The 15,912-nt window shown below is 44.1% G+C and carries 14 protein-coding genes; 5 read left to right on the forward strand and 9 right to left on the reverse strand.

Annotated elements, in window-relative coordinates; translation table 11 throughout:
- Positions 1-41: 41 nt before the first annotated feature.
- The 3 genes from M2444_RS14595 to M2444_RS14605 all read right to left on the reverse strand — a co-directional run bounded on the left by M2444_RS14595 (position 42) and on the right by M2444_RS14605 (position 4,737).
- On the reverse strand, positions 42-2,057 hold the full coding sequence (locus M2444_RS14595; RefSeq protein WP_094877350.1) for a bifunctional diguanylate cyclase/phosphodiesterase: 2,016 nt from the start codon (positions 2,055-2,057) through the stop codon (positions 42-44).
- Positions 2,058-2,285: 228 nt separating this feature from the next.
- Positions 2,286-3,944 carry a hypothetical protein gene (locus M2444_RS14600; RefSeq protein ID WP_280787314.1) on the reverse strand — a complete coding sequence of 553 codons (1,659 nt, stop codon included), beginning with the start codon at positions 3,942-3,944 and terminating at the stop codon, positions 2,286-2,288.
- Complete coding sequence (locus tag M2444_RS14605; protein WP_094877352.1) at positions 3,937-4,737, reverse strand: ABC transporter ATP-binding protein; 801 nt, start codon at positions 4,735-4,737, stop codon at positions 3,937-3,939. The genes M2444_RS14600 and M2444_RS14605 overlap by 8 nt, the downstream gene beginning before the upstream one ends.
- Before the next feature lie 372 nt (positions 4,738-5,109).
- Here M2444_RS14605 and M2444_RS14610 point away from each other — a divergent pair, with 372 nt between their 5' ends.
- On the forward strand, positions 5,110-6,468 hold the full coding sequence (locus tag M2444_RS14610; protein WP_094877356.1) for a dicarboxylate/amino acid:cation symporter: 1,359 nt from the start codon (positions 5,110-5,112) through the stop codon (positions 6,466-6,468).
- A 108-nt stretch (positions 6,469-6,576) separates the two neighbouring features.
- On the opposite strand, the gene M2444_RS14615 is transcribed toward M2444_RS14610, so the two are convergent.
- The 4 genes from M2444_RS14615 to M2444_RS14630 form a co-directional block, all read right to left on the reverse strand.
- Positions 6,577-7,572 carry a Gfo/Idh/MocA family protein gene (locus tag M2444_RS14615; protein WP_280787315.1) on the reverse strand — a complete coding sequence of 332 codons (996 nt, stop codon included), beginning with the start codon at positions 7,570-7,572 and terminating at the stop codon, positions 6,577-6,579.
- Between the two features lie 161 nt (positions 7,573-7,733).
- The gene (locus M2444_RS14620; protein WP_094877354.1) at positions 7,734-8,687 is read right to left on the reverse strand and encodes a 1,4-dihydroxy-2-naphthoate polyprenyltransferase; all 954 of its coding nucleotides are present in this window, start codon (positions 8,685-8,687) and stop codon (positions 7,734-7,736) included.
- 38 nt (positions 8,688-8,725) lie between these two features.
- The gene (locus tag M2444_RS14625; RefSeq protein ID WP_280787316.1) at positions 8,726-9,502 is read right to left on the reverse strand and encodes a DUF6081 family protein; all 777 of its coding nucleotides are present in this window, start codon (positions 9,500-9,502) and stop codon (positions 8,726-8,728) included.
- Between the two features lie 133 nt (positions 9,503-9,635).
- Positions 9,636-10,553 (reverse strand): prenyltransferase, encoded by a 918-nt coding sequence (locus M2444_RS14630; RefSeq protein WP_256990090.1) that lies wholly within the window; start codon positions 10,551-10,553, stop codon positions 9,636-9,638.
- Between the two features lie 335 nt (positions 10,554-10,888).
- Here M2444_RS14630 and M2444_RS14635 point away from each other — a divergent pair, with 335 nt between their 5' ends.
- From M2444_RS14635 to M2444_RS14650, 4 genes are all read left to right on the forward strand, one after another.
- Positions 10,889-11,512 (forward strand): acetate uptake transporter, encoded by a 624-nt coding sequence (locus M2444_RS14635; RefSeq protein ID WP_042192624.1) that lies wholly within the window; start codon positions 10,889-10,891, stop codon positions 11,510-11,512.
- Positions 11,513-11,566: 54 nt separating this feature from the next.
- Positions 11,567-11,884: a hypothetical protein gene (locus M2444_RS14640; protein WP_280787317.1), complete on the forward strand. Its 318-nt coding sequence runs from the start codon at positions 11,567-11,569 to the stop codon at positions 11,882-11,884.
- A gap of 241 nt (positions 11,885-12,125) precedes the next feature.
- Complete coding sequence (locus tag M2444_RS14645) at positions 12,126-12,602, forward strand: DsrE/DsrF/DrsH-like family protein (protein ID WP_094868316.1); 477 nt, start codon at positions 12,126-12,128, stop codon at positions 12,600-12,602.
- Positions 12,603-12,727: 125 nt separating this feature from the next.
- Entirely contained in the window at positions 12,728-14,239 is a 1,512-nt protein-coding gene (locus M2444_RS14650) for an aminotransferase class V-fold PLP-dependent enzyme (protein ID WP_094877299.1), read from the forward strand.
- An 8-nt stretch (positions 14,240-14,247) separates the two neighbouring features.
- Here the strand turns inward: M2444_RS14650 and M2444_RS14655 are convergent, their stop codons facing one another.
- Both M2444_RS14655 and M2444_RS14660 read right to left on the reverse strand, forming a co-directional pair.
- Positions 14,248-15,162: an aldo/keto reductase gene (locus M2444_RS14655; protein WP_094868318.1), complete on the reverse strand. Its 915-nt coding sequence runs from the start codon at positions 15,160-15,162 to the stop codon at positions 14,248-14,250.
- A gap of 44 nt (positions 15,163-15,206) precedes the next feature.
- Entirely contained in the window at positions 15,207-15,824 is a 618-nt protein-coding gene (locus M2444_RS14660; protein WP_094868319.1) for a TVP38/TMEM64 family protein, read from the reverse strand.
- Positions 15,825-15,912 lie beyond the last annotated feature (88 nt).

Consider the following 15,912-nt stretch of genomic DNA (forward strand, 5'->3'; position numbering starts at 1 on the left):
AAATTCTGCTTGGTCGCTAGCCCCTCTTCTATGTATTGAGATCACGACGCTGCCGTATTCGCTAAAAACCACTCACCCAGCTCATGTACAGGCATCGGCCGACCGTAATAATAACCCTGCATGACTCTACAGCCCAGTGATTTCAGCAGTTCAATCTGCTCTGGTGTCTCCACACCTTCCGCCACGACTTCCATATTAAGATGAGTCGCAATCGCAATAATATTGCTGATAATAGCTTTCTTGGAGTGCATCTTGCTGTTACGAATAAATACTTGGTCAATCTTGAGTGTGTTCACTGGGATCTCATCCAAATTACCAAGGGAGGAAAAGCCTGTCCCAAAGTCATCCAGCGATACTCTTACCCCAAGCATTCGAAGTCTAGACAGCTGTGCAACCGTCTCTTTCATGTTATGCATCGCAATGGACTCTGTAATCTCCAGTTCGAGAAAGTGTGGCTCTAATTCTGAACATGTGAGTGCTTCCGCTACAACATCGTATAGACTTCCATCCTCAAACATCCGTGCGGACATATTAATAGAGACCGGTACGTTAGCTATCTCTTCCTTATGCCAGAACCTGTTCTGGCTACACACATCATGTAACATCCAATAGGTAATCGGAACGATCAGTCCGGTCTCCTCTGCAATAGGAATGAACTCTCCTGGTGAAATAATCCCATGTTCTGGGTGTCTCCAGCGCAGTAACGCTTCAAGCCCCACCGTAACATTCATATAAGAGTCCCATTTCGGCTGATACACAACCATAAACTCAGAACGAGCCAATGCTTTTCGAAGATCCTTCTCTAGCGACATCCGCCGCAACTGATTGCGATTTACTTCTTGGTCGAACACACTCCATTTATTCTTACCTGAATCCTTAGAAGTATAAAGAGCCGTATCCGCAGCCTTCATTAGCGCTGAGCGGTCAGTCCCATGCAAAGGAGTCATACTAATTCCAACGCTTGCAGTAACATATAGCTCGTTGCCCTGAATACGATAGAATTTCTTAAGTTCATGCATAATATGCGCCGCCTCTTCCTGCGCATCCTCCAGCGTGCAATCTGGCAGAGCAATCAGGAATTCGTCACCGCCTAAACGGAAGGTCTTCCCTTTATCTCCTACAGAACGGATTAATCTAACAGCAACCTCCTGTAGTAACATATCACCTATATCATGTCCCAGCGTATCATTAATTGACTTAAAGCGATCTAAATCCACAATAAAAACTGCACCAGATCCACTTTCAAAAAATTCATCTTTAAAATAGCGTTCTAGTCCATGTCGATTCGGCAGCTCTGTTAGTGGATCATGATATGCCATTCGTTCAAGCACATGGCGATCCAGAAATACGGCGCCAGCAGAAACTGCGAGCATAAGTAACGCTGCCAGCGAAAATGCCATTAACAGTATAACATCCGTCTCCACAAAAAAAGGTTTGCTTCCAGGCAAGTTGTTATATTCAAAATGACTAGCCTTTACACTTGTGTAATGCAATCCGGTAACTGAAAATCCAATAAACAACGCCGAGTATAGCTTCCATCGCTGAAACCCTGCGCATTCTTTAAACTTGTGAAACATCAATAATCCGATATAAGACGAAACCAAAACCAGAATTACAGCAGCGGCTTGAATCCATATATCATAATGAATCCTCGTCACAATCTTTATAGAAGACATTCCGATATAGTGCATAGCCGAAAAGCCGCTTCCCAAGAGAATACCACCTACTACTAAATTCCATATCCTTAATTGAGGAGCAGATGTGATCCGGAATGCCAAATAGCAGAATAACACACCCACCAATAGTGATATTATAGATCTGCCTGGATAATAATTGACCTCCGCTGGAAAGCGATTCGCCATTATCCCAACATAATGTATTGCCCAAATACCGCAGCCTAACACACATGCTCCCGAGATCAACCACAGACGTCGGATTTTGCCAGTAGAACGCGAAACTTGCGAAATCAGATTCAGTGCAGAATAAGTAACTGTCGCCGCTAGTACAAATGATAGTAAAACAATCCATACATTATAGTGGATTCCCATTTTATCCATTAATTAACCTCTTCACCGGTTTTGAATCCCGTAATCACTCAGCGTATTTCTCAAGTAAAAAATCAGTACACGAATATCAGATATGGAAGAGTGCGTAAAGATTATAGGTTATCCATAAAAAGAAACTTTAGATGTATTCTACTCTGTATTCAGAAGATTGTCTAAGTAAATACTGGAATTTATACCCTTTTTTTATTTCGCGAAAAATGTCCATATTTGACACATTACTCAACCCGGAAAACTTGAATTATGACCTGTTAATGATATATTTTTTGGAAAGGTAATTCGCCAAATCCATAGATTCAAAACTACCAGTACCAACAGGTAGATATAAATTCCACCCATAAACAAAGTAAAGACATAATGAATACCTGCCATCCCCATCAGCAAAAATAATAACCCAAAGGAATTTGCAGTGTAATCCTTCTGTTTAGCTGCCTCATAACGTTCTGAGAAAGGTAGTACCGGAGGATAAGAACGGAAACAAATGACTCCATAGATCAGCATTGCAAACAGCACAACTGCCAAGTCTGGTATAATTCGCAGCCCAAACAACCAAAGATACACTATCGCTTCTATAGCGAATAAAGGTAATAGCAGGCGAACAATCGCTGCCTTAAGCATTCCACGATAGATGGGTGCGGTGTTCGGCAGAGGAATCAGCTTATAAATCCAAGAGCCTTTATAACCCGCAGAGTACCTTAGCATTAGAACAACCGTCTGAAGTAACGTCGCACCGAAATAAATCATCAGGAAAGTGTTTGAATCCTTGATAGACGATGCATTTCCATCCCAAAAGATCCCAAATATAAAAATGAACGGGAAGACAATGGAATAACCGATTGCCGGATATACCTTTAACTTGAAGTCACGCTCATTCTTCATCATTGACCAGCTAAAACGAAAGAACATTCCCTCTAACGGGTTCTTACAAGTTATTTTCGACAACCAGTCCACCATTCGGGCGTTACTGTTGCCAACATTCCCTTGCTCTGAAAGCTTCTGTAAGCTCTTTTCGAATAGAGGCATCAGCTTAACATACGCCACAATCAGCAGAACCGGAATTACTAAAGCTAGTACTGAAAGCACGACGAAGTGTGTATCTCTGGCCCCGCCAATCAACATCTCAAAGGGAGCCGCAAACCAAATCGGAGAAATCAGATACTGCCACCATGCCGGCTTAAAAGAGAGGCTCAATTCAGCAATATCGAACAATCTAACTACGAGCTGATACCCTACTGTAATCCCTATAGTCAAAATGATCTGTACATAATTAATAATATCCTTGAGCTTCTCCCCGTCGAAAAACTTCATGATCAGTAAATAAAGCAGCGCCGTAATAACGAGGATAAAGCAGTCCATCAGAATGATCTCAAAAGCATATATTAGAAAAAATAGTACTCCCTGTTTAAACAGGCACAAAATCAGCGAAGGTCCGGTCAATGTCAGCGTCACTGAAAATAAATAAATGAGAATGTGAATGCTCTTCGCCATGTTCAAGGTACGGCGGTTCACTGGCTTTGAAGCAAGTATGTTTTTGTCCCGAAGATCAAGCATCACGGAAGAGAAATCAGAGATCAGCGTGGTCGTAATCATAAACATCACTACACCAAATACAAGGCTCATTTGTAGCATATAATTGCCCGTTAACATCATAAGAGGAACTAACATGACGCCAAAAAGTAAATAAATCCATTGCACACGCAGCGGCGAGCCTTCTTTCTTCTCCTCCTTTTTCTGCATTCCAGCCAGCACTGTCGGTGTTCTTCTTCCGTCCATCGTCAGTTTGACCTGCAGAATACTCCGCATCACATCATAATCAACTCCGATTCGGCTAAACCCACCTCGCAGCTTATCCAGAAGCTTCAGCACATAGAAATCAGTCATGAGAAGATACCTCTTGCATGACCGCAACAAATTCCCCAGCAATATCACGGTATTTATCAAATCCAGTTAACTGATTAAAAATATCCTCAAGCGACCCTTCGCGGCCCCTCTCTCTTAACTCAGCAAAGCTCCCATCCGCCACGATATCTCCACCATCGATCAAAACAATCCGGCTACTGATCTTCTCAACCACATCCATGATGTGTGAAGAATAGAAAATGGTCTTGCCCCTTGCCGCCAAAGATGCAAAAATCTCCTTTACTACCATTACGCTATTGGCATCCAGACCGCTTAACGGTTCATCTAGGAACAGAATATCGGGATCATGAAGCATGCTGGAGATCAGCAGTACCTTTTGTTTCATCCCTTTGGAGAAGGTTGCGATCCGCGAATCATAAGCCTTCTCAAGACCTAGTAAGGCCATTAATTTTCCAGCTTTGTAGTCCACATCACTACGCTTCATGCCATACAACTCACCTACAAAGGTTAGATACTCTCTAGCGGTGAGACTATCATATAATTCGGCCACCTCCGGCACGTATCCTATTCTTTTCTTGTAAGAAACATCTCCATCAGCAATATCCCTACCGAAAATCTCTACTTTGCCGTTATAGCCTTCTACCAGACCGAGCATAATCTTAACAGTTGTGCTCTTTCCTGCCCCGTTAGGGCCGATATAGCCAATAATTTGTCCTCTGTATACCTTAAGGTCAATGCCCCTTAGCACCATTCGGTCCGTGTAGTTCATCCATAAACCAGAAATCGCAATGACTGGATCATCAGCAAGGCCCATATCCTAATCCCCTCTCTAGCGACTAATTGACGATGTTAGGAATTACCATTCCATGAAATTACAATAATTGTATCATTCAACTGAATCCCACTCCATAATTTAACTCACTAATCTTATATTTATGAATGTTAATGCCTTTTTCAGCACAAAAGGGAGAACCATTGATTCCCCCTTAGAGTGAAGAGATCGTCCCTCGCAAATTATCCATGACATAGTCCCTTGTCATTTTTTTTATTTTTCACATGGTTTTTGTCGGGATTAATTATTTTTAACATATTATTACATTGACTTTACTATAAATTCTATATAGATTGATCTCAATAGGATTAATCACATTAAAAAACTAGGTTTAAGGGGGTATTGGTAGTGAACATAGATAACAACTTGTTATCCGCCATCGAAACGAACTGGTATGGATTTGTTGCTTCCATATTTGTTTTTGCAATTTTGTTTCTACTGGCACGTAAACGAATCGGGTTTGGTACTCGGGTACTCATCGGACTTGGCATCGGACTTATTGCCGGAATATTCTTTCAATACTTCGATTTAGAGACCAAAGCTATCAGTACATTCGGCAGCATTTATGTAAGCTTGATTCGCATGCTCGTTATTCCTTTAGTCTTCATACTCGTATTGAACAGCATTTCTTCCTTAACTAATCTGGAGTATCTACGTAAAATAGGGATCAAAACCTTCGCCTGGTTCCTCGGTACGACGGGTATTGCTTCTATTATCGGCCTATCCGTGGCATTGCTGTTCAATCCCGGCCAAGGGATTCAGCAGGATGTACCCGCAGATTTCGCTGCTCGGGAAATTCCGACCTTCTCACAGGTTATTCTAGATCTCGTTCCATCTAACCCTGTGAATGAAGCAGCTACGGGAAAAGTTGTGCCTCTGCTCATTTTCGCTATCTTCCTAGCAGTAGCTATCATCAAGATTGGTTCTAAGAAACCAGAAGCCGTGAAACCTGTACGTGATCTTATTGAGTCATTGACACTGATACTGCATCAGGTCGTGAAATTCATTATTCGCCTGACACCTTACGGCGTATTCGCACTGATTGCCGGAATTACTGCTCGGTATGGCTGGGAAACGCTGCAGGAGCTGGGCAGTGTTATTATCACCTCATATGTAGCAATGATTATACATTTTGTGCTTATCTTTGGCGGGTTGGTTCTATTGGTAGCGAAAGTGAACCCAATTCGTTTCTTCCGCAAAATATATCCAACCATTACTGTTGCCTTCACAACCAGAAGCAGCTACGCAACACTTCCTGTCAATCTTGAAGTCATTACGAAGCGTCTGCATGTCTCCCCACGGATCGCGAGCTTTATCGCCCCATTAGGAGCATCGGTCAACTTTAATGCTTGCGGCGGGATTTGGCCGGCAATTGTGGCTGTGTTTACCGCCCAAGTATTCGGTATTGATCTGAACTGGACGGACTACATTACGCTGGTCTTAGTAAGTATTATCTCTTCTATTGGTGTAGCTGGCGTACCTGGACCAGCCGTAATCTCCACTACGGTAGTATTAACCGCTCTTGGTCTGCCGCTTGAAGGAATCGCTATCGTTGCAGGTGTAGAAGCGCTCATCGATATGGGTCGTACCGCTGTAAATGCAACGGGAACAGCTGTAACCGCGTTGTTGGTCGCAAATTCAGAAGGTGAATTTGACCGCGAAGCCTTTAATAGCAATGACGACGAAGATGATATTCTAGTGGGTACAGTTTAAACGCTGAACACGCAAGCAAAACGCCTTTCTTATATTTTAAAAACCTCCGGCATCTGCTTATAGCAGAAAGCCGGAGGTTTTTTTGTAGATTCATATAAGATTCAGCTATTACTGCATGCTAATTCTTTGGCGTTGTTTAGCTGAAGCAAGACAGGTTTCAACCAGCCGCATACTTAGCACTGGATCCTCCGGTGCAATGAGTCTCTTTCCTGTTAACACAGCAGCTGCAAAATCATCCACCTGCCGAATGTACGGATTAGCCCCTGTGGCATCAACCCGTCTCATCTCATCGCCAGTGTACACAAAGAATTCCGCATCCTCGTCTCTAGCGTTGAAAGGCATAGGCACCTCAATTCGTCCCTCAGTCCCAAGAATCTCCAAGAGCTGGCGGTTATATGCCCACATACCGCAATCAAAGATCAAGCTTAAACCATTTGGAAACTCTACCAGCCCTGAAGCCATCATATCTACATTATCATGCTCAGGGGAGAACTTCGCATGCACGGTCACAGCTTCCGGCTCCGTCCCAAACAAAAGTCGTGCTGCACTTAATGGATAACAGCCCACATCATAAAGCGAGCCGCCGCCCCAAGCCGATTTAAAACGAATATTTGAAGTGTCTGTAGCATCATTGTAAGTAAATGTACCTCGAATCGAGCGTAATTCTCCGATTTCACCGCTAGCGATAATGTCCTGGAGTTCAGCAATCCGTGGATGATGCCGATACATGTATGCCTCTGCTAAGTGGACGCCTGCATCGTTGCATGCTTTCACCATCGCTGCAGCCTCTGCACTGTTCAGCGCGATCGGTTTCTCACACAACACATGCTTACCCGCTTCTGCCGCACGGATCACCCATTCTCGATGAAGATGATTCGGGAGCGGAACATACACCGCATCGATTTCTTTATCTGCAAGTAACTCTTCATAACTGCCATATGCTTTCTCTATTCCGAACTCTGCGGCTACAGCGCTGCTTTTTTCCAAGCCACGACTCGCTATCGCCTTAATCATTCCCGAATCTGAATTCATGATAGCTGGCATCACTGAACCTGTCGCAATCTGCGCACAGCCTATGATCCCCCAGCGAAGTTTTTGCACCATAACGGCACACCTCTTCCCTTGGTCTAGTTACTATACTTTAAGACACCTTATCATAAAATGAAACGCAGCACTAATCAAAGAGAACAGTCAGAACGCAAAAAAAGCAGCACCCAAAGGAGCCTCGACTCCGATAGACACTGCTTTTTAATTCGATGGAGTAGCTACATGATCATATTTAACAGGACAGCCGCACCAAGCACAACTATACGTGCCGTGCTCATCAACACAAAATTTTTGACAGCAAGAATAAAGGTACTCGCCTTCTCCTGCTTCTGTGTGAACAAATAGATATTTCGGTGCAATGGGATCAGTGTAAGTAGAATCGCCAAGACAAGAATAGGGTTAACCCCCAAGATCAGCAACACTACAAGATCCAGATAAGAGACATAGTAAAGATATTTAAACAGCAAGAGCGCATTGCGGCGGCCAATATAGACCGGAAGCGTGTACCTGCGGTTCTCCATATCTTCATCAATATCACAGATATTATTAGCGAGCATAATCCCTGCAATCCCTAAAATGGCGGGAACAGAGAACCAGAACAGGTATAGCACTTCCACAATGTTAATATTCAGGCTGACCCAGCCGTTCTGAAGCAGCAGCGACACCACATGCTCGTCGGTATGGATATAAGCAGAGATAAAAATAATAACAAAACCCATAAACAAACCTGAGAACAGTTCACCTAACGGCATCCGCGAGATCGGAATTGGTCCGAACGAATAAAGGATACCTATTAAGAACGACAGTCCACCCAGCAAAAAGACCAGCAAACCTGTCTGAGTAACAAGGGCGATCCCTCCCCCTGCAGCCAACACTAGCAAAATAACAATGGTCGCCACGACGGTGCTCTCTTTTAGCTTAAAATGTACAATTGCATTATGCGTTTCATAGCCATAGCCGTGGGTTTTGGAAGCTTTTTTAAAATCGTAATAGTTGTTAATCGCTGTCGTTGCCATATCAAAACTTAGTAAGGAAACGAACATCAAACCAAAACGCAACACATAAAAATCCTCAAACCGGTACAGGGCATACAGCGTCCCCATTAGGAAGGGGATCATACTGGCTACTTTTGTCGGCAACTCCACAAATCTTAGAAAGCTTTTAATATTCACACCATACACCCTTATTTATCAATTGAGCCTGCAAGGTATTACTGTTCAGTCGTTGTAATCTTTACTGGGGACCATTCAGCAATAACCGTTTGTCCATGCACAGACACGCTGCCTTCAGGACTCAGATCCTTCTCTGTCATAATTCCGAGCGCCACTGTAAAGTTGTTGAATTTGAGCGGAATATTTTTCTCGCGGCGTACCTCTTTGCCATTCAAATAGAATACAGCCTCATCCTTGCCACGGTGGTACGTAATGCGGTAGGTATTAAATTCACGTGGCTGGAAATCCGTATCTTCTTTAAAGATGCAGAAATATTTCATTCCTTTGCTCTCTGGTACTTGTACGCCCGGGAACGGCAGAATACCATATACACTAGCATATTTATCATTTCCCGCAAAAAAGTCTAACGCCGCACCTGTCGTAAAATCAAGCAAGTTCAGCGATACATAACCGTCGTACAAGTCTCCAGGTGCTGTTCCTTGTGTGCGGCAACGAATTTGCAGCTCGAAGCTAATCTCTCCAGCCTCAGGAATTTCCACTGGCTCCGCGGAGTAATACATATGCTTAGCATTATCTAGAATTTGCACTTGATGATTCTCACGAGATAATTTGGCACGTACATACAAGGTATCATTACGAACAATAACTACCGCTTCCGGTTCACGATAAGCCCAGAACGATCCATCAGGCAGTGTAAATCCGCCTGTTTTCCAAACCTTTCCTTCTTCTAAAATAGAGTGGAAGTCTCCAAGCACCATTTGGATACTTTTAGCGTTTGGTTCTTCCTTCATCAATTCCTTGTCCTTCTTTTCCATGAAAGCTCACTCCTTCTGTATGTTAATTATTAGTACAAGCAGAAACGCCTTCAGCGTCCCTAATGGACGGTAAGTGTTTATGCGAGAAATATAAGGATAATGTATAACGTGAAATCTATATATTCTTATATTTTCAGAATAATCCTTGAATTAGTAATGCTGCTGCCATCACTACACCGCAACGCACGGAGGCCTTTTGTGAAGCACCCATGAGTGGGATATAGGCTGGCGAAGCATTATGTGGCTTCAGTTCACGATAAATACGAATCGGCCAGAAAGCTGTAACTAGCGCCAAAAGCGCATAAACTGGAAGTACGCCCATCAGCACACAGACCACCACAGAGGCGTAACCAGTGAAGAGAAGTACACGCGAAAATACAAGTGCCTTCTGCTCCCCCCACACTACAACAAGCGTAAGCTTTCCAGCCTGCTCATCCGCTTTCCAATGTAGGAAATGGTGATTAAACAACAATAAGGTAGTTAAAAATCCAACTGGCAACGAAAGAATAACAGGCTTCATGCTGAATTGACCCGTTTGTACGAAATAAGAGCCCAATACCGGCATAATACCAAAAGCAATAAAGATGGCCAGCTCACTGTACCCTTTGCCTCGATATCCATAACGCAGTGGCGGAGCCACATAGAAATAAGCGATTAAAGCACCTACAAGTACAAACCAGAGGATATTCCAACCGCTATATATACTAAGGATTCCACCGCAGATAAGAGCAATCCCCAGCATACTCCAGGTCATCCTTGCATAAAAAGACTCCGAGAGGATTCCACCTGTCAGTAGCCCGGAGTTTGTGCTGATTTCACCAGCGGAATTCTTTGCTTCTGTATCGGTTCCGTTGCGGAAATCCCACAGATCATTCACCATATTGGAGAATAAATGCGCCGAAATTGCCCCTATTAAGGTAAGAATAAATAAAACCGGATGGAATGCCCCTTCCCATACATATGCCCCAACCGTACCCAAAACAATCGGGATGAGCATAACAGAGAAACTCCAAAACCGGGTCGCCTTGGTAAATAATGTCCATTTGTTCACTTCAAGCTTACCGCCTTTTTCATTTGATTTGATAATAATTATCACTGACTATTATACATCAATTTTCGATAGATTGTGAAGATTATCACTGCATATAATGTCTAATCTTGACATAATAACTCCGTTTGTTCGGCTAAAGGATATATCAATAGATGATAAACGTGTAAATACCCTCTTATTGGACATAAGACCACCCTTTCTCAACAAAAAATGAGTGTTGTTTTATAGGCAAGCCCATACCGATATGATATGATAGGCAAGCCTATGAACAGCGCTCCCTGAGTGCTGTTTTTAAGAGCGTAAAACTATATATAATAATGGAGGCTTTTACTGTCATGTCAGCGCAATCCCCTAACACCCAATCTGTCAAAATCGTCACCGCAGACCCTAGCGCCATCGGGCTATTCGGACTGGCTATTGTCACATTGGTTGCTTCTTCGCAGAAGCTTGAGTTTACAACAGGACTTAGCTACGTCATTCCTTGGGCTATCTTCCTGGGAGCATTCGCTCAACTATTTGCCGCAATTCAAGATGCTAAGCACAACAACACCTTTGGTATGACCGCCTTTGGCGCCTACGCTTTCTTTTGGTTCGGCATGGCTAGCAGCTGGCTGATCAAGCTCGGCGTATTCGGCCCAACGCTTGCAGAGGCTGTAGATCCTAAGCAGCTCGGATTTGTATTTCTGGGTTATTTGATCTTTACAATCTTTATGACCATTGGTGCGGTTGAGGCTAATAGAGTTTTGCTTATCATTTTTGTATTGATAGATTTCCTTTTTATTGGACTAACCTTCGATTCCTTTGGTATCGCTCCAGAATTCTTCCATAAACTTGCTGCTTGCGCCGAACTTGGAATTGGTATCGTATCCTTATACGGATGTGGCGCTTCTGTGCTAAACGCTCATTTCGGACGCACTTTCTTACCGATCGGAGCTCCGCTAGGTATTTTCAAGAAATAATAATTCACCTTTTTTGAATCCTAACTTTTGCAAGCTGAAAGGATGCCTGAGACTATGCATGTCCTATCCTCTTCTGAATTAGCCGTAACCGCTATATTTGCGCTTATTCTCGCAGTTATTGCCTATTTGATCATTCGGAACATCCCAAAGATGACTGGTGATATCCCGGCTTTTCGCAAAAGAACACTGGTTTGGACCCAGGTTTCGCTTGTACTAACCGTACTTCAGCTGAACTTCAAAGCAGGTGACTGGCGATTTTCTATCGTTCTTGGACTTATCGTATTATTTACCGGAAGCATTTGGCTTTCCGCCCGTTACCATGACATCCGCAGCACCTTAGATCCAGAATCCAAAGATTCTGAAGTACATTAGTAGAAGCTAGGTAACAAAATAAAGGTGATGAGCTCCCGTAAGGGAGCTTTTTTTTGTGAATTCGGAAGGTCCCTTCGCATACTTCTCCCCTCCATAACCATACTAATGACATTCTAAGCTAAAACGCCTTCGGCGTCCTCTTAAGGACGGTAAGCGTTTATGCGAGAATTATAAGGATAACGTATTTCGTGAAACTTATACTTTCTTATAATTCAAAATATGTAACGGGAGGCCTATGCAGGTGAGTAAAAAAATAAATCTTCTGATGTTCAGCGGAGAATACGACAAAGCCATGGCAGGACTGATTCTAGCGAATGCTGCGAGAGATATTGATGTAGAGGTTACGATGTTTTTCTCTTTCTGGGGTTTGTTTCTAGTCCGTGATCCGGAGAAGATGACGCTAGAGGATAAGAGTATTTATGAGAAGCTGATGGATGTCATTACGCCAAAAGGTCCTAACCAGCTGCCACTCTCCCATTTGAATTTCAGCGGGCTGGGCCGGATGATGTTAGAAGAAATGATGGAGGAGCAAGGTGCCCCGAAGCTGATCCATTTTCTAAAAGGGGCTCGTAAGAAAAACATCAAGTTCTATGCCTGCAAGCTCTCCGTCGAGATTATGGGCTTTAAAACAGAGGAGCTACTGCCAGAGGTTGAGATTATAGATGCTGCGTCGTATTTAAAAGATGCACTAGAAAGCGATGTTCAATTATTTATTTAAATGAATCAACTAGGCTTTAACCCAATTCCCAAAGCAAGCATATACTGGTGGCATAGAAACTACTGGTACGCCGATAACACACTTATAACCTTAGAATAGACGGTGTACGGGCTGGAGGGAAATCCGTGCTAAACATCATCCACGCCTCTTCTGCAGAGACGCCCGCTTCACTACAAAACCATTTCGAGACTTTTCGTGAGCACACCATTGGTATTCGGCATCAGATCACCACTCCCTATGGTAGACAGCCACTGCTGTATGCCGATTGGACTGCAAGCGGACGCTTATATGAACCGATTGAGCGGAAGCTTCAGGAAGCCTTCGGTCCATATGTTAGTAATCCACATACAGACTCCAACATGACCGGATTAACCATGACACTGGCTTATGATGAAGCACGACAAATTATTAAAAAGCATGTAAATGCTGGCCCCCAGGACATCCTGCTCTACTGCGGAAATGGAACAACGGGAGCCGTAAACAAGCTCCAGCGTATCATGGGCTTAAGGCTCCCTGAATGGCTTCAGGACTATAGCTCCCATTCGATGGAGGAGCGTCCTGTGATCTTCACCAGCCATATGGAGCATCATTCCAATATCCTTCCCTGGCAGGAGGGGATTGGTGACGTCGTGACTGTTCCTCCCGGAGAAAATGGAAATATAGATCTTCAGCAGCTTGAAGCCCAGTTGAAATTGTATCAGCATCGCCGCTGGAAAATCGGTTCATTTACGGCTTGCTCCAATGTAACCGGAATTCAGACTCCCTACCAGAAGCTTGCCGCGATTATGCACCGTCACGGAGGCCTTTGTTTTGTAGATTTTGCCGCCAGTGCTCCTTATGAGCCTATCGATATGCATCCTGTCTCACCACTGGAGAAGCTGGATGCAATCTTTTTTTCTCCGCATAAATTTCTGGGTGGACCGGGCACGAATGGCGTTCTAATTTTTGATAAGGCTCTAAGTAATGGACGTATTCCTGACGAACCGGGTGGAGGTACAGTGGCTTGGGTCAATCCTTGGGGAGGACGCCGCTACACCAATGAAATAGAGATGCGGGAAGACGGGGGAACGCCGGGGTTTCTGCAAGCTTTTCGGACAGCACTTTGCGTGAAGCTAAAGGACCAGATGAATGGAAACGGTCAATATATGGTGATTAGAGAGCATGAGCTATGCCAGCAATTAATGAACGGGCTCCGTAGCATACCCGAATGCTCGCTGCTAGCTGGAGATCATACAGAACGACATGGCATTGTCTCTTTTACACTACGTGATATTCATTATAATCTTGCAGTTCAACTATTGAATGACCGCTTTGGTATACAAGCCCGGGGGGGTTGCTCTTGTGCGGGTCCATATGGGCATTACCTGCTCGGATTAGGATGGGCGCAATCTTCTCAGATCGCTGAGGCAATTACTGTAGGAGACCAGTCGCTTAGACCAGGTTGGATCCGCATCTCTCTACACCCTATTATGACGAATCAGGAGGTAGAGAGAATTGTATCCGCTGTACGAAATATCGCAATCCATTTCCAGCAATGGAAACAGGACTATTTTTATGACGCTTCCACGAACAGTTGGACCCATATCTACGAGGAGAATCCAGCCGAGGCGAAGGTTAAGGAGCTTTTTTCTGTGTAGGCTCCAGCTTATTGTGTGGAACCCTTCACCATATCCAGATCAGCAGCACTGGCGTTGGAGATGACTTGCTCTACATTTTTACAACCTGGAATTACACTGGTTACCGCGGAATGCTGAAGGCACCACGCCAGGGCCCACTGCGCCATATCGAGACCAGAAGGCACTTCGTTCGCTGCAATCTCAGCTACAGCGCGTAGCTGTTTTTGTCTTACATCTTCTTTATGATTAGCTCGCACATCACCCTGACCAAACACCGCATCCGGCTTATACTTGCCGCTTAAATAACCACTCGCCAACGGAACACGCGCCAACACACCCAATTTATGCTCGATGCAGAGCGGAAGAATCTCTTCCTCAGGTTGACGATCCAGCCGATTATATACTACTTGTATGGCCTCTGCTTGAACATCCGCTGCTGCAGAGGTCTGATGTACACCCGAGCCTGATGCACTTATCGAGACACCTAAATGACGGATTTTTCCTGCCTGCTTCTGTCTGTCGAGCATACTCCACAGCTTGTCATTATCGAATTGTTCATCTGTGCCCGAGTGGAATTGATAAAGGTCAATGTATTCTGTCTGGAGTGCACGCAATGAATCATCTAGCTGCTTAAGTACATCCTCAGCACGCCATAACTGTTCCCTCTGCAAATGTCCCTGAAAATGATGTCCGAATTTCGTAGCCACAATCCAGTCTTCTCGTTTCCGGCGAGCCAGATAGCCCCCGATGAACTTCTCTGATAAGTGGTCTCCATAACATTCAGCCGTATCAATCAAATTAATACCCAGCTCTCCTGCCTTATCCAGCATGGCATCAACTTCAACCTGAGTGAAATCCTTGCCCCACTCTCCACCGAACTGCCAAGTACCCAAGCCGATCACTGATACATTCATTCCTGTACTGCCAAGCTTACGATATTTCATCATCATTTCCTCCTTCGTTCTATTTAAATAGTTGATTCGCAATACTAAGCGCTCTTATTTCCATCCTGTACGGTTCTAGCGAATCGCGCCTCGATGGCTTTAACACCCCATAGTGACAGTCCAATAAATGCCAACACATAGAGGATCTCCCACGGCTGGCGGATGAACCGTTCCAGATCATTTCCAATATATGAAACCGCAAATACCATGATCGCTTTCCCTACAGTGAGCGCTAGGAGATACGACCGAAACCTCATACCAGCCAGACCAGCAGCCATATTAATTACAACGAAGGGCCCTACCGGAAATATACTAAGCAGAAAAACATAGCTGAATCCACTTTGCCGCACCCATGTCATGCTTTTGGCTACTTTGGGGCGCTCAGCCCATTTTCGCAGATAACGATGGGACGCCACTTTGCGAATAATCCAAAATGTAGTCACACAGCCCGCAACCAGGCCGATCCAAGAATACAAAAAACCTAACCATAACCCATATACTGCTCCATTTAACCCTACGATCGCAATCGTTGGTAGTGGTGGTATAAATGATTTCATAAACGTCAATGCAATGCCCGGAAAGGGCCCAAACGAACGATATTGTTCAAGCAGATGCCGCAGATTATCCTCTGTCAGCCAAGACATAATATCAAGAAAGTACATAACCAGCTGATCTCCTCATCCGATTGGAATTCTTAACACCTGGTCTCAATTATACACGAAGTTGCGAGCATTCCTACTACATGAATGA

It is taken from the genome of Paenibacillus sp. PastF-3, from assembly GCF_029893135.1.
In the GTDB taxonomy this organism is placed as follows: Bacteria; Bacillota; Bacilli; order Paenibacillales; family Paenibacillaceae; genus Paenibacillus_AQ; species Paenibacillus_AQ nitricinens.

Coding starts and splice junctions, on each gene's coding strand:
- M2444_RS14600 (WP_280787314.1), bottom strand. CDS start 3,944: ATGACTGATTTCTATGTGCTGAAGCTTCTGGATAAGCTGCGAGGTGGG.
- M2444_RS14595 (WP_094877350.1), bottom strand. CDS start 2,057: ATGGATAAAATGGGAATCCACTATAATGTATGGATTGTTTTACTATCA.
- M2444_RS14625 (WP_280787316.1), bottom strand. CDS start 9,502: ATGGAAAAGAAGGACAAGGAATTGATGAAGGAAGAACCAAACGCTAAA.
- M2444_RS14655 (WP_094868318.1), bottom strand. CDS start 15,162: ATGAAATATCGTAAGCTTGGCAGTACAGGAATGAATGTATCAGTGATC.
- M2444_RS14660 (WP_094868319.1), bottom strand. CDS start 15,824: ATGTACTTTCTTGATATTATGTCTTGGCTGACAGAGGATAATCTGCGG.
- M2444_RS14640 (WP_280787317.1), top strand. CDS start 11,567: ATGCATGTCCTATCCTCTTCTGAATTAGCCGTAACCGCTATATTTGCG.
- M2444_RS14635 (WP_042192624.1), top strand. CDS start 10,889: ATGTCAGCGCAATCCCCTAACACCCAATCTGTCAAAATCGTCACCGCA.
- M2444_RS14605 (WP_094877352.1), bottom strand. CDS start 4,737: ATGGGCCTTGCTGATGATCCAGTCATTGCGATTTCTGGTTTATGGATG.
- M2444_RS14615 (WP_280787315.1), bottom strand. CDS start 7,572: ATGGTGCAAAAACTTCGCTGGGGGATCATAGGCTGTGCGCAGATTGCG.